Below are 13,440 nucleotides of genomic sequence, written 5' to 3' on the forward strand. Positions count from 1 at the left end.
TGTTGATTAATTATAAAAATAACGGTTTATAATCGTTTTCTAACTTTTCAAACGATAAATCGCCAATAAAGCGGCCAAAGCTCAACCAAGTTGCCAAACCACGTAAGTCTTTAAAGTGTGGTGGCACAAATTGTGGGCTCTCTATTACACCTAAATCATGAAGCTGCGATATTAATCTAAAATCATCTATCGATATTTTACCTACCAGTAATAAAGGGAGTCTATCTATTCGACCAAGCTGTATTGCAACGCGTATTAAGTTATAAACCAATACAAAGCCTTTAATGTAGGCAATATCTTTTGTAAAAGGCAAACCTGTTGGCGTACTGCCTCTAAATACACGCTGCGCGAGTGTGTAGCTGTCATCTTTTGATAAACCTTGCGCTACGTAATCACGGTAAATGTCTACAAACTCAGCGCCATCTATAACCTTTGTAACGGCTTGAATACGGTTAACTAATTTAGATAAGCGCCTTGGGGTCGATTTTAAAGTAATAATTTCGGTTAATACCGCTAGGCCTTCTTGAGTAATAGTAGAGCTAGGCGTACCTTTACTCAAACACGTTAAATAAGGCTGAGCTAAACCATTTTGAGTGGTACCTACGTGTATCCACCCTTCGTGAACTTCCAATATATCAAGTTCACGCTGCGAAAACTTAACATCTTGATTAAGCTTTATATTATTAGCACCTGCGGCTGCATCACTAACAATACCATCGCTAAGCATTACCTCTACGTTTATGCCTGCCATACTAGCGGTTACTTGCTCAGACAGAATACGCACTGCATCAACAGCATCAATATTTTTAGGGTCGTCAGGCAGTATGTCGGCTATAAGTAAATTTTGCAGCGGTTTATCTAGCATATTAGCTAGCTCAGAAAGTGAGGGCTCACCGGCATGAAATAAATCTTTAGGGTGACCAAATAACTCCACCGATAAGTCATGAAACTCTGGTGTGCCACGATACTCAAGCATGCTTAATACTGTTTTATACTCTGTGCACATTTTTCCCATGTATTGAGCAATGGGATTTAACTGCCCCAATTGATTAATAATGTTACGGTGCAAAGTAGAAAACGCTTGGCGTAACTCGCTAGGTACAAAACCAAGATCGCGCTGTTGATAGTATGCACGATCGATCAGTGGATTTTTTTGACATTTTTGTCTAAAAAACTCCTCTTTAGTTTGTTTATCCCAATTAATAGCATCGAGTATCCTAATAGGCGTTTGCAATGCAATTAATTGATCCGATAACTCACGAGTTTTTAGTAGTAACGCCTTGTCTATCATGGTGTAAGCTCAACAATAAATGAATTTTGAGCATAATTTAAAAAGGCCAAATTACAAAGCAATATCACATTTTTTTAGCTATTGTTTTTAAGATGATCGACCCTCATATCTATATCGTATTAGCTTTTTAATAAAAGGTATAAAATATGAAAAACGAACTCGACAATAAACAGATTTTAGCCGTATATGAACGCATAATTCAAAAAGGTGAAATGACTGATGAAGGTAAGCATTATCAAGGCGTTACTGCTTATTCAGACGTAGACGGTTACACCGTATATCTACAAGGTAGCGGCGTAGAACTGCGCTTTGGTTTTCATAATACTTACCACCTTGACTACGAACATGAAAAGCATAAAGACGACTTTTTGAAAAAATTATATAACATTGCAAACGAGAGCTAATGCACCCACGAAAACTCAGACACCGCCCGACCAGTAAGCTCAATACTACTTTTATTAATCAAGTAGTAGAAGAGCTTAAAGCTAATCCAAGTAAAGTCTCTATTATTCAAGACAACCTAGAACAGTACCGTTCTCAAACTCATTTAAAGCGTGGTTTTTTACTGGCTATAGAGCGCTTTGATTGGGTATTTGAAGCAAGCAAAGATATTGATTTCATTTGCCAGCAAATTTTAGCTGATGACTACATTGGCAATAGACTAAGACGTTACCCCCTACTTTTTAAAGGCGTTATTAATAATGCCTAACCTTTCAATACCAAGCGCTTTAAAGCGATAAAACCACAAAGTTTACTCTCCATATAAATTTATTAGAGCACTAAGCAATTGCAGGTTTAGTGTTCTTTTGTATCAAAATAATACTATTAGTACTCTAACTATTATTGTTCTAATGGTTTTTTGACATTTTATTCATTTATTGCTGTAAACAAATCATTACTATTATTAAATTTAAAAATTAAATTCTCAAGCTACTGTTTTAAATAAAATTAAATAAATAAAAACCACATCTTCTTTGTCCTATTAATTGCTCTTTTATTAATGATTAATCTACATTTTGGCATCTAGATATTTACCTCAACCTTGAATTGTTAGAGCTATTACCTTAAGCTTATCTTTATTGAACGTTCAATTAATAAAAATTATGCCTAAAGTTGGAATGGAACCTGTCAGGCGTCAGCAGCTAATTGACGCAACTATAGAATCTGTTGCGACGAATGGATTACAAGGAACGACTATAAACAGCATTAGTAAAAATGCAGGTTTATCGTCGGGTATTATTAGTCATTATTTTGGTGGTAAGCAGGGGTTGATTGAAGCCACTGTTCGATACTTACTAACAAGCTTAAAACAAGACTTGATAGGCAAAGTAAATCATCAAACAAATGCGACTGAACGTTTAATGTTTATTATCGAAGCCAACTTTGCGCTTGTACAACAGCGTAATGATACAACCCGAACGTGGTTAAGTTTTTGGGCGCAATCGATGCATGATGAAGAATTACACCGACTACAAAATGTAAACAGTAAACGCTTGCAAAGTAATTTAGCATTTTCTTTTAAACAATTAATGCCTATTGAGCAAGCAAATCAAGCTGCAGAACTTAGCGCCGCAATGATCGATGGCCTATGGTTAAGAGCAGTACTGAGTAAATCAGACAATAATCAGTTTAAACACTGTGAAAAGTTAGCAAAAAGCTATGTACTTTCACTTATCAAGCAATATGGAGCCTAGCGTGACTACACCTGTCTATCAAAATTTTATTAACGGCCATTTTCTTGCAAACCAGAACGGCAAAACATTTGATGTAACAAACCCAGCAACGGGCGAGGTTATTTACGCAGTAGAAATTGCCGACGAATTTATTCAAAACGCAGCCATTGAGAGTGCAAAGCAAGGTTTTGCTCAGTGGTCAGCAATGACACCCATTGAACGTAGCCGCATTTTATTAAAAGCAGTGGCTATTTTACGCGAGCGCAACGATGAACTAGCACTTGTAGAAGTACTCGACACCGGTAAACCAATGCAAGAAGCAAATTGTGTTGATATTGAAACTGGCGCTGATGTAATTGAATACTTTGCAGGTCTTGCGCCAGCACAAGTAGGCCAACAACAAATGGTTGGTGATGACTTTTACTACACACGCAAAGAACCATTAGGTATTTGTGCGGGTATTGGTGCATGGAACTACCCACTACAAATTGCATGTTGGAAGTCGGGCCCTGCCCTTGCTGCTGGTAATGCATTTATATTCAAACCATCAGAAGAAACACCACTGGGCGCTCTTAAACTTGCAGAAGTATTTGTTGAAGCTGGCGTACCTGCAGGTGTGTTTAATGTGGTTCAAGGCGCGGGCGATGTAGGCCAGTGGCTAACGCAGCATAGCGAGATTGATAAAGTATCGTTTACGGGTGAAGTAGGCACAGGTAAAAAAGTAGTAGCAAGTGCTGCCGGTACTTTAAAAGATGTCACGATGGAACTTGGTGGGAAATCTCCACTATTAGTATTTGATGATGCCAACATAGAGCAAGCGGTTAGCGCTGCTATGTTAGGTAACTTTTATACGCAAGGCGAAATTTGTACTAACTGTACACGTATTTACGTTCACAAAAATGTATATCAGCAGTTTATTGATGAGCTTAAAGCGCGCACTGAGAAAAACATTATTGCTGGCGACCCACAAGATTTAAATACTAACTTTGGCGCACTTATCTCTAAAAAGCACCAAGAACTAGTAATGAGCTACGTTAATAAAGGCATCGAAGAAGGTGCAACGCTATTAACTGGTGGTACAACGCTTTCACCTGAATCTGCACCTAATGGATACTTTGTAGCACCAACTGTGTTTATTGATTGTAATGACGATATGACAATCGTTAAAGAAGAAATATTTGGCCCTGTAATGAGCGTGCTTGTTTTTGACGACGAAGACGATGTTATTGCACGCGCTAACGCAACCCACCTAGGCTTGGCCGCAGGCGTATTTACTAGCGATATTAAACGTGCGCACCGCGTTATTCACAAGTTACAAGCTGGTATTTGTTGGATTAATGCATACGGTAACTCACCTGCTGAAATGCCAGTTGGCGGTTATAAGCAATCGGGTATTGGCCGTGAAAATGGTATACAAACTCTTGATCAATACACGCAAACTAAGTCTATTTATGTTGGTATGGCCGACATAGAAAGCCCATTTTAAGGCGCCCTACTATGAGTAATCATTACGACTATATTATTGTTGGCGCGGGTTCGGCGGGTTGTGTTTTAGCAAACCGTTTATCTGAAGATTCAAGTAACCGCGTGTTACTACTTGAAACTGGCGGTAGTGATAAAAGTATTTTTATAAAAATGCCAACCGCGTTATCTATTCCTATGAATAGTGACAAATATGCATGGCAGTTTCATACGCAGCCTGAGCCTCATTTAGATAACCGTGAGATGCATTGTCCTCGAGGCAAAGTATTAGGCGGCTCGTCATCTATCAACGGCATGGTATACGTACGTGGCCATGCAAAAGATTTTGACGAATGGCAGCAACACGGTGCAAACGGCTGGGATTACCAATCGTGTTTACCGTATTTTCAAAAAGCAGAAAGCTTTTATCTTGGTGAAAATACTTACCGTGGTGGCAAAGGCCCGCTTGGCGTTAATAACGGCAACGAAATGAAAAACCCGCTTTACCGCACCTTTATCAAAGCAGGTGTACAAGCCGGTTACGCGTCTACAGATGATTATAATGCATCGCAGCAAGAGGGTTTTGGCCCAATGCACATGACTGTAAAAGACGGCGTGCGCAGCTCTGCTTCGCGTGAGTATTTAGACCCTGTTAAATCGCGTAGTAATTTAACAATTATTACAGGTGCACTAGCACAGCGCGTGATTTTAGATGGTAAAAAAGCCACAGGCATTGAATACAAAGTAAATGGCGACGTTAAAACAGCACATACTGAAAAAGACGTTGTATTAAGTGCAGGCCCAATCGGCTCTCCACATATTTTACAACTCTCTGGTATTGGTGATACTCAATCGCTTGAAAAAGCAGGCGTTGAAGTACAGCATCATCTACCAGGTGTAGGTCAAAACTTACAAGATCATCTTGAGTTTTACTTTCAATACAAGTGTAAGCAACCTATCACGCTTAACGGCAAGCTAGGCATTGTTTCAAAAGGTTTGATTGGCGCGCGCTGGTTATTAACGCGTTCGGGTTTAGGTGCAACGAATCATTTTGAATCGTGTGCGTTTATTCGCTCAAAACCAGGTGTTGAATGGCCAGATATTCAGTATCACTTTTTACCAGCGGCTATGCGTTACGACGGTAGAAGTGCATTTGCAGGTCATGGTTTTCAGGTACATGTTGGTCATAACAAACCAAAAAGCCGTGGTAGTGTGACTATTGCTTCTGCGAACCCTGAGCAACCACCAACCATTTTATTTAATTACCTTGAACACCAAGACGATATTGAAGGCTTTAGAGCGTGCGTTCGCTTAACACGCGACATAATCGAACAAAGTGCCTTTGATGAATACCGCGATGAAGAAATTCAACCAGGTAAACATATTCAAACAGATGAAGAAATAGATGCCTTTGTACGCCAAGCCGTAGAAAGTGCCTACCACCCTTCTTGCTCATGCAAAATGGGTGAAGATGATATGGCCGTTGTTAATTCAAATACGCAAGTACATGGTATTGAAGGACTACGTGTTGTTGACTCATCTATATTCCCAACAGTTCCTAACGGAAACTTGAATGCGCCTACTATTATGGTTGCCGAAAAAGCAGCTGACATAATTTTAGGTAAAGAACCATTACAGAAATCGGATGTGAATGTTGCCATAACAACAAACTGGCAAGAAACACAACGTAGTACGGAGATCTAACTTTAGCCACATGCTTAGGTTTAGTCTCGTCGGGCTAAACCAATGCGTGCCTTGCAGTGGCACACGATGTAAATAGGTTACGTTGTGTTAATGCGAGAATAAAACAATAAAATACGGAGTGCTTATGAATTATTTTTATTCATTACTGGAGGGTAACAATGACTATTTGGCTTAATGCAGGCATCATTTTTACCTTACTTGCTATTATCACTATTTTAATTAAATGGGGTAATGTTCGCGTAGTAGGTGTAACACCAGTTCGAACCTTTACCTTTATAGCAATACTATTTACTTCTGGCCTAGATGTTGGCCTTATTATGTTTCCTTTAACTGAGTTTGCAGGTTATGCAGACATAAAAGCAAGCCCAGAATACGCGTTTGCAAATCCACTGGCTATTGAGTTTGGCTACTGGGGATTTTTGATCTGGGGATTTTACTTTCTTACGTGCTTTTATTTCTGTGTAATAGAACCTAAAGTGAAATTTTTCGAAATTCCTTGGGTTAAATTTATCAATAACGTTGTAATTATTGGTACATGTGCATTTACCGCTTATTTGCTGCTTACAAACCTACCGTGGTATTTACCCGAATTAGGTGATGGAACAAGTATAGTTTCTGAGTTTTACTTAATTGTGTTTGCTGCTATCTGTTTTGCTGTGTACTCAAGTACTGATATTAAATATGTACGTATTTTAAGTATTTCTACTACGTGGTTATTCTTAGCTTTAATCGCCTTTATGTGGACTGTCGCATTTGTGATAGGTGATAGTCAAATGTCAGCATTTACAGATAACTTAGGTTCTATTGGTACTTACTTTGCAAACATTAATGAATTTGTTTTACCGCTTAATGATTACCATGAGTTTTACTTATTCTGGTGGTTTGCGTGGAGCATAATGATTGGTCAATTTACATCACGCTTTGTTGGTGGACTTAAAACATACCAAGTATTAGGTGCAATGTTGATTTTCCCTTCTATTCCTATTGCGATTTGGTTTAGCGTACTTTATCACTACCATGAAGCGGGCATCCCAACTCAAGGTATTAAAAACTTCGCTATGGTATTTGTAGGTATTGTATTTGTAATTAACTCACTTGATTCGTTAGTGCGTTTATATACAGATAACCTAAACTTTACCGTAAAGCGTTTTGGCAAAATGAAATACATAATCGGAAATGTTGTTGGTCTATCATTACTTACACTATTGTTTAAATTAGAATTTTTACAAATTCAGTGGGTAGGCGCATTAGTTATCGGCTTGTTCTTTATCTGTGCAGCCTTTATTGGTTACAGTAAATTTAAAACAGTAACGAATATAGATAGCTCACCAAAAGCAAACGCAATTGATTACACAAAAATAGACACAGTACACTAGGGATTAATAATGAATAACAAACTAAAACAACTTGTAGTAGCACTACCATTTGCACTTTTATCAACAACTGCAGCAGCTGATTGGTCAACAACAATCACTGCAGCGTCTGACTACACTTTTAATGGTGTAACACAGACCGATAGCGACCCTGCAATTCAAGGCAGCTTAGATTATGCCTTTGATAGTGGTGTTTACGCTGGTGTTTGGGCCTCAAACGTAGATTTTGGTGACGACACTGATTTTGAGCTTGATGCTTACTTAGGTAAATATGTACAACTTGATGAGCAATTCAGCGTTGATTACGGTATCGCTTATTACACTTATCAAGGTAATAACAGTGACGGTAACTACGCTGAAGCTTACACTAAGTTTGGTTATGCAAGTGAATACGGCCAAACTGAGCTTAACTTTTGGTATAGCTGGGATTACTTTGGAACAGGTGCGGGTCATGTAATTTCAATGGTTGCTCACACTTATGAACTAGCTCCAAATCACGCACTACGTGCAAGTTTTGATATTTCAAACTCACTTGATGGTGAAAAGTGGGCTTGGGATACAAACCAGAAAAAATCGTACAAGCACTACCGCCTAGCTTATCAAACAAGCTACGAAGGTTTTGGTATTGAAGTGGCTGCTGAAAACACTAGCTTAGATTACGATTATGCTGATGAGCGTATTGTACTTGCTGTTTCACGCACATTTGATCTTTAATACATTAATTACTGATTAAACAAAAAATGCCACTCTATTTAGAGTGGCATTTTTATTTGTAAAATAACTAACTAACTAACTAACTAACAATATCCCACGCACTTGTACCCGATGCAGAAAGATTGCTGGTGTTATTACGTAATACTTTATTGCCTACATTAACTGATGACTCAGGACGGCTCACTAAATACCCCTGAACTGAACTCACACCCATTTTTTTAACAAGCTCAAACTGCCCTATTTCTTCAACGCCTTCAGCTACAATTTTAAGGCCCAGCTTTTGTCCAAGCTCACTAATTGTATTTAATATATCGCTATATTTTTGGCTTTTATTGGCTTGAGCTATGAACGAGCGATCAATTTTAATAACATCAATTGGTAAATCCGCTAATGTACTCAACGAGCTAAAACCTGTACCAAAGTCATCAATTGCAATAGTGATGCCTTCTTCTCTTAATCTACTTAGCTCTTTGATTATTCTAGGACTGGCTTGAATAAATGTTGATTCGGTAATTTCAAGCATTAGAGACGTCGCCGGTAAGCCGGTTTTTTTTAGCTTCTTCATTATCCAATCATAAATATCACGGTGCTTTAACTGAATGCCCGAAACGTTAACTGATATTTTAACTTTGCGCATACCTGCATTATGCCATGCAGCCATTTGCCGACACGATTCAAGCATAATCCAATCGCCAAGCTCTAAAATTAAATTCGACTCTTCTGCTATTGGAATAAATTCTGAAGGTGGGATCATACCTTCAACTGGATGGTCCCACCGGGTAAGTGCTTCAAAATAATCAATCATGCAATCTTCAACATGTACAATTGGCTGAAAAGACAAGTAAAAATCTTTACACGCGAGCGCTAAACGCAATTCTTCGAGTAAATAATGGTAACGGCGCATTTTGTTACCCATTTCTGGCGAGTAAACTTTAAATATTCCCTTACCATCACTCTTAGCTCTGTACATAGCAACATCAGCTAATTGTAAAAGTGCTTGTGGGGTTGACGCACTTTCTGGGTAAGCAGCAATACCAATACTAGCACTAATTTTTACTATTTTATTGCCAAGCACAAAGTCTTTTTCAAGCTCACTTAACACGTGCTTCGCAATGTCAACAACTCTGTCGCTATCATCAAGTAGTTCTATAAATATGGAGAATTCATCTCCACCTAATCTTGATAAGTTTTGCTCTAATTGATTAGCGCTATTAATATTACTTAACTTATGGTGACGTAAAACATTTGCAAGTCGACTGGCCACTTGAACTAATATTTCATCACCAAAACTGTGGCCAAACGAATCATTTACTTGTTTAAAGCCATCCAAGTCGATAAATAGAAGCGCACATTTGAGATCTTCCTGATTAGCATGATTTATTTGTCTGTCTATGTGTTCAATATATGCATGGCGGTCAATTAACAGCGTCAGTTTATCTTGACAAATACTTGTTTGAGTTTGTTTTACATAATTAACTACGTGTGAATTTAAGCTATTTATAGATTGACTTAAGCTGCTTACACCTAATGGGTTCTCTGCCGGTTTAACTTGTAAATTAAATGCAGTAAGTAAGCTATTGGCTTGGCGGTTGAGCTCCGCTATTTGATTTTTATAATGACGTTTTCTACGTTCTCTACGTAAGTAGATACCTGAGCCAAATATCAATATACATAAAAATAAAAAGTTCATGGGTGATGAGAGCGTCATCATGATTAACTTATTAGAATCAGCGGCTACAAATTGGGTATCAGTGGTTTTGATAAGTAAAAAATCAGCTGTTGGCTGCTCAATTATATAATGGCCATTTAAAATGGGATTATACCAAGGAGCCATATCAAGGGAGGTATTCGTGATCTCGAAACTTCGTATATCAATATTAGTCTGAAATAGATTTATACGGTTGATCTGATTAGTTAACTCTATGTTTATGCAGAAACAAAATAGAACTATGATTAAGAAAATAAAACCGAGCGGCTTAAGTTTATTCATAAAAAAAATCCATCTATTTTGCTTCTCCTATCAAACCTATTACCAAAAGCGGATTATATCGCTTGCATTTAGTACTACGCAAGCATTGATATAATCCTAAGCCATTAGAATAACAAAAAATTGTAACGATAATGGATTAACTAACTATATCTACATATAGTATAGGTGGGATTAATAAAAATAAACAAAAACGTTTCAATTGTTTAAAATTTAATACATTCGGTATATAAGCTTTGTCGTTTTTTTGCCGCATTAATCTATGCCTCACCACTACAGCTTTAAGTACTTATATTTACTCAACCTTAATCGCATTTGCTCCGCTGTCGTACATCATTTAAAAATTATTCTTGCGCATTATGCATTGCTACTCAAACTAGTAGGAATTATCGCTAATAAAATTATTATTAATATTTAAAGCTGCCATGCATAGCTAACTTTTGTAAATAAGGTACGTTGATCTCGCTCAATATTTTTAAGAGAATCGTCTTGGTAACCTCTATCTGAGTAACCCAAATAAAACAGTGTTTGCGCATTAATTTTATATGAGTAAACAAGCTGACTACCGTAGTCTTTGTTAATTTGGCTAACTTGATAAAAGTAGGCATTTTCGTCTCTATCAATATCTTCAAATTGTAAAACAAGCTTAAGAATTGAACGCATACTAAATTTATAATGGAGCCTAAAATCAACTAAGTTAGCTGTAAATACACGCTCCCCTTGTGGGTTATCTAATTGGCTGTAGTTATGTTTTACATCGAGCTGCCAATGGTCGTTAATATCCCACACCATTTGGGTTTGGGTGTCAAACGCATCGCCTAATTGCTCATTTGCATAATCAATGCGGCTAGCGTATTCAACATATAATGATAACTTTAAATCTTTAGTGGGTTTAAAGCCCGTATAAATGTAACCAATATTTTGATTATAAAAATTGTCATTATAATTTTCATAACGGTGTACTAAACCAATTTCAAAAATAGATTGTTTTTGACCTTTAAAACTCAAAAAGCCTTCGTATTCTTCTTCAAGTAAGTCGCCATTTTGCGCCCACGTTTTATCCCAGTCAGCTTCGTATGACCATGAGGTAAGTAAATCAGACTCATCTCTGTACCATGTTTGTCCGCCACCAAAGCCTACTTTTTCATAATCGACTTTAGCTTGATAACCTAAATCAGTGCGGTAGTCCTGCCCAATATTTTCATAAGATGCAAATAATTTGTAATCACGTTTATCGCGGGTAAGTTCTAGAGCATAAGCTTCATCTGATTGAGTTTCAGATAAGTTATAGTTTTGAATTAAAAATTCAGAGTTACGAGTATCAGCAGATGACACTTGATACAAAAGAGTATCCGATTGATTAAACCAGTAGCTACCATCCACTGATAATACAGTGTTGTGATAGTCATCACTTTCTCTGTGCGTGCTTGAAATACCAATAGTACCTTGCTGACCTAAGTCATATTGATAACGCCCTGCGGCTGCATTCGTTTTTTCGTTTAAGCTTGCAAAGCCAGAGCCCTGATTCGTTGGCAGTAAAATATTACTATTGTCGTCATCAGCTAGCATTAGCGCATAACTATGATCGCCCGTTTTACCCGTCAGCTTTGCACCTAAAGTAGGCTCTGCAATTGTACGTGTATATAAAAGCTCAAATAAGCTACTTTTAAAGTAAGAAGCACCATCTAAAAAGAAAGGACGTTTTTCAGCGTAATAAATTGAGAAGGTTGTATTTACATCAAGCTCTAAAGAGTCAGTTTCTACTTGCGAAAAATCAGGGTTAATTGTCGCGTTTAAAACAGCATCTTTTGTTAAACCCCAGCGTAAATCTAAACCCACTTCAGTATCTATATCACCCTTATCCCAATCACCTGGCAACGCAGATTTATTATCGTTACGCAGTGTTGTTAATGTAGGTGTTAATTGGATATTTTTACTTGATTCAATGTCACTAAAGCCAACTAACTTATCAAACTGGCAAAGGCTGCATTTCACATTTCTATCAAACCCCATATTTGATAGCTGATATAGCACATCACGTTGGTAGTTTCTCATTACAGAAAAACCCCACGTTAGCTCATTTTTATTTTCAGGAAAACGCAGTGCTTTAAAAGGAATACGCATTTCAACAACATAACCTTTGTCGTTAATTTGTCCTGCGCTATCCCAAATAGCATTCCATGAGGTATCAGAACTCCACCCATCGGTGTCGGTCATTCGTATATCGCCTTGCGCGCCCAGCGGGTTAACATGGAATTCATAACCACTGCGTTCATCATTAAATGTATCAATAACAAGAATAACTACGTCGTCTTCCCATAGCGTATCGCGGTCACGAAGTGATGCACGAATTTGCTCAGGGTCTGGGTCTTGTGCAACATAGGCAACATATAAGTTTGTACCATCTTCGTAAATAAAGGCATCAGTTTTTACAGGGGGGGTGCCTTTTTCGTTAGGCTCATCTTGGTAGAGTAAAGATATACGTGTTGCATTTTGCCAGTGCGCCTCATCCATAACACCATCAACGGTGATATTTGAATCAATACGAGACAAGGATACTTGCTGTTTTTTAGCCGCTACATCAAGGCTTGAAAGTAATAAAGCAAAACTTAAAAATAGGAAGGTAAACTTTTTTATTATAGTTATAAAGTACTGCATAAACATCCATTTAGACTGTAATTACTCATAAGGAGCAACTTAAGCTGAGGATTGTAATTTATCCAGGTACATTTGTTAATACTTTGAAATGAAAAATTAACTATTTAATGATAAAGGAGTAACTAATTGTTATGTATTATGTTTCGAGTAGTTTAAGCTTATCGTCTATGCCATTCCATACATCAGCGTCCTCTGGTGCAGGTTTAACCTCTGTAATGCGCGGCCAGACCAGTGCAAGTTCAGCATTTAATTCAGTAAACTCTTTTTGAGACTCTGGTAGCTCATCTTCTTGGTATATCGCATCAGCTGAACACTCAGGGACACATAAGCCACAATCAATACAATCAATCGGGCTAATTGCTAAAAAATTAGGGCCTTCAAAAAATGCATCTGCTGGGCACACAGATACGCAATCGGTGTACTTACACTTTATACAATTTTCGGTGACAACAAACGCCATACTATTTTAATACCTAAGATTTTGAACAACAGTTGTGGATCATACCCATCCACCCCAAAAATACAATAAATAAGTGCCATATCAGGCTATTTTAACGTAAAATGCGCGCCTAATGTTTG

The 13,440-nt window shown here is 37.7% G+C and carries 11 protein-coding genes; 7 read left to right on the top strand and 4 right to left on the bottom strand.

The features are described 5' to 3' along the window. Positions 1-10: 10 nt before the first annotated feature. The gene (locus tag H5088_RS07790) at positions 11-1,291 is read right to left on the bottom strand and encodes a flavohemoglobin expression-modulating QEGLA motif protein (RefSeq protein ID WP_002958615.1); all 1,281 of its coding nucleotides are present in this window, start codon (positions 1,289-1,291) and stop codon (positions 11-13) included. A gap of 146 nt (positions 1,292-1,437) precedes the next feature. On the opposite strand from H5088_RS07790, the gene H5088_RS07795 reads away from it, so the two are divergent. The 7 genes from H5088_RS07795 (at position 1,438) to H5088_RS07825 (ending at position 8,216) form a co-directional block, all read left to right on the top strand. Continuing rightward, complete coding sequence (locus H5088_RS07795) at positions 1,438-1,695, top strand: DUF3081 domain-containing protein (RefSeq protein WP_008169639.1); 258 nt, start codon at positions 1,438-1,440, stop codon at positions 1,693-1,695. Next, complete coding sequence (locus H5088_RS07800; protein ID WP_002958617.1) at positions 1,695-2,000, top strand: hypothetical protein; 306 nt, start codon at positions 1,695-1,697, stop codon at positions 1,998-2,000. Before H5088_RS07795 ends, H5088_RS07800 begins: the two co-directional genes overlap by 1 nt. A 409-nt stretch (positions 2,001-2,409) precedes the next feature. Then, positions 2,410-2,985, top strand: a complete 576-nt coding sequence (gene betI, locus H5088_RS07805; protein WP_024603276.1) for a transcriptional regulator BetI — start codon at positions 2,410-2,412, stop codon at positions 2,983-2,985. Position 2,986: 1 nt separating this feature from the next. Continuing rightward, positions 2,987-4,450, top strand: coding sequence for a betaine-aldehyde dehydrogenase (betB, locus tag H5088_RS07810; RefSeq protein WP_182752614.1), 1,464 nt, complete (start codon positions 2,987-2,989; stop codon positions 4,448-4,450). Between the two features lie 11 nt (positions 4,451-4,461). After that, positions 4,462-6,129, top strand: a complete 1,668-nt coding sequence (gene betA / locus H5088_RS07815; protein WP_182752615.1) for a choline dehydrogenase — start codon at positions 4,462-4,464, stop codon at positions 6,127-6,129. 158 nt (positions 6,130-6,287) lie between these two features. Next, a complete protein-coding gene (locus tag H5088_RS07820; protein ID WP_182752616.1) occupies positions 6,288-7,505 on the top strand; it encodes a BCCT family transporter in 1,218 nt (405 codons plus the stop codon). 9 nt (positions 7,506-7,514) lie between these two features. Next, complete coding sequence (locus tag H5088_RS07825) at positions 7,515-8,216, top strand: TorF family putative porin (RefSeq protein ID WP_024603578.1); 702 nt, start codon at positions 7,515-7,517, stop codon at positions 8,214-8,216. Between the two features lie 79 nt (positions 8,217-8,295). Here H5088_RS07825 and H5088_RS07830 read toward each other — a convergent pair whose 3' ends face one another. From H5088_RS07830 to fdxA, 3 genes are all read right to left on the bottom strand, one after another. After that, the gene (locus H5088_RS07830) at positions 8,296-10,050 is read right to left on the bottom strand and encodes a putative bifunctional diguanylate cyclase/phosphodiesterase (RefSeq protein ID WP_404936288.1); all 1,755 of its coding nucleotides are present in this window, start codon (positions 10,048-10,050) and stop codon (positions 8,296-8,298) included. 567 nt (positions 10,051-10,617) lie between these two features. Continuing rightward, on the bottom strand, positions 10,618-12,861 hold the full coding sequence (locus H5088_RS07835; RefSeq protein WP_182752618.1) for a carbohydrate binding family 9 domain-containing protein: 2,244 nt from the start codon (positions 12,859-12,861) through the stop codon (positions 10,618-10,620). Between the two features lie 136 nt (positions 12,862-12,997). Continuing rightward, entirely contained in the window at positions 12,998-13,321 is a 324-nt protein-coding gene (gene fdxA, locus H5088_RS07840; RefSeq protein WP_002958626.1) for a ferredoxin FdxA, read from the bottom strand. Positions 13,322-13,440: the final 119 nt, after the last annotated feature.

It is taken from the genome of Pseudoalteromonas sp. SR43-3 (assembly GCF_014163875.1).
GTDB classification, from domain to species: Bacteria; Pseudomonadota; Gammaproteobacteria; order Enterobacterales; family Alteromonadaceae; genus Pseudoalteromonas; species Pseudoalteromonas distincta.

Bases quoted from the DNA above. Each gene is read 5' to 3' on its own strand.
- H5088_RS07820 (WP_182752616.1), top strand. From the start codon at position 6,288: ATGACTATTTGGCTTAATGCAGGCATCATTTTTACCTTACTTGCTATT.
- H5088_RS07830 (WP_404936288.1), bottom strand. From the start codon at position 10,050: ATGGCTCCTTGGTATAATCCCATTTTAAATGGCCATTATATAATTGAG.
- betI (WP_024603276.1), top strand. From the start codon at position 2,410: ATGGAACCTGTCAGGCGTCAGCAGCTAATTGACGCAACTATAGAATCT.
- H5088_RS07795 (WP_008169639.1), top strand. From the start codon at position 1,438: ATGAAAAACGAACTCGACAATAAACAGATTTTAGCCGTATATGAACGC.
- H5088_RS07835 (WP_182752618.1), bottom strand. From the start codon at position 12,861: ATGCAGTACTTTATAACTATAATAAAAAAGTTTACCTTCCTATTTTTA.
- H5088_RS07790 (WP_002958615.1), bottom strand. From the start codon at position 1,291: ATGATAGACAAGGCGTTACTACTAAAAACTCGTGAGTTATCGGATCAA.
- betA (WP_182752615.1), top strand. From the start codon at position 4,462: ATGAGTAATCATTACGACTATATTATTGTTGGCGCGGGTTCGGCGGGT.
- fdxA (WP_002958626.1), bottom strand. From the start codon at position 13,321: ATGGCGTTTGTTGTCACCGAAAATTGTATAAAGTGTAAGTACACCGAT.
- H5088_RS07825 (WP_024603578.1), top strand. From the start codon at position 7,515: ATGAATAACAAACTAAAACAACTTGTAGTAGCACTACCATTTGCACTT.
- H5088_RS07800 (WP_002958617.1), top strand. From the start codon at position 1,695: ATGCACCCACGAAAACTCAGACACCGCCCGACCAGTAAGCTCAATACT.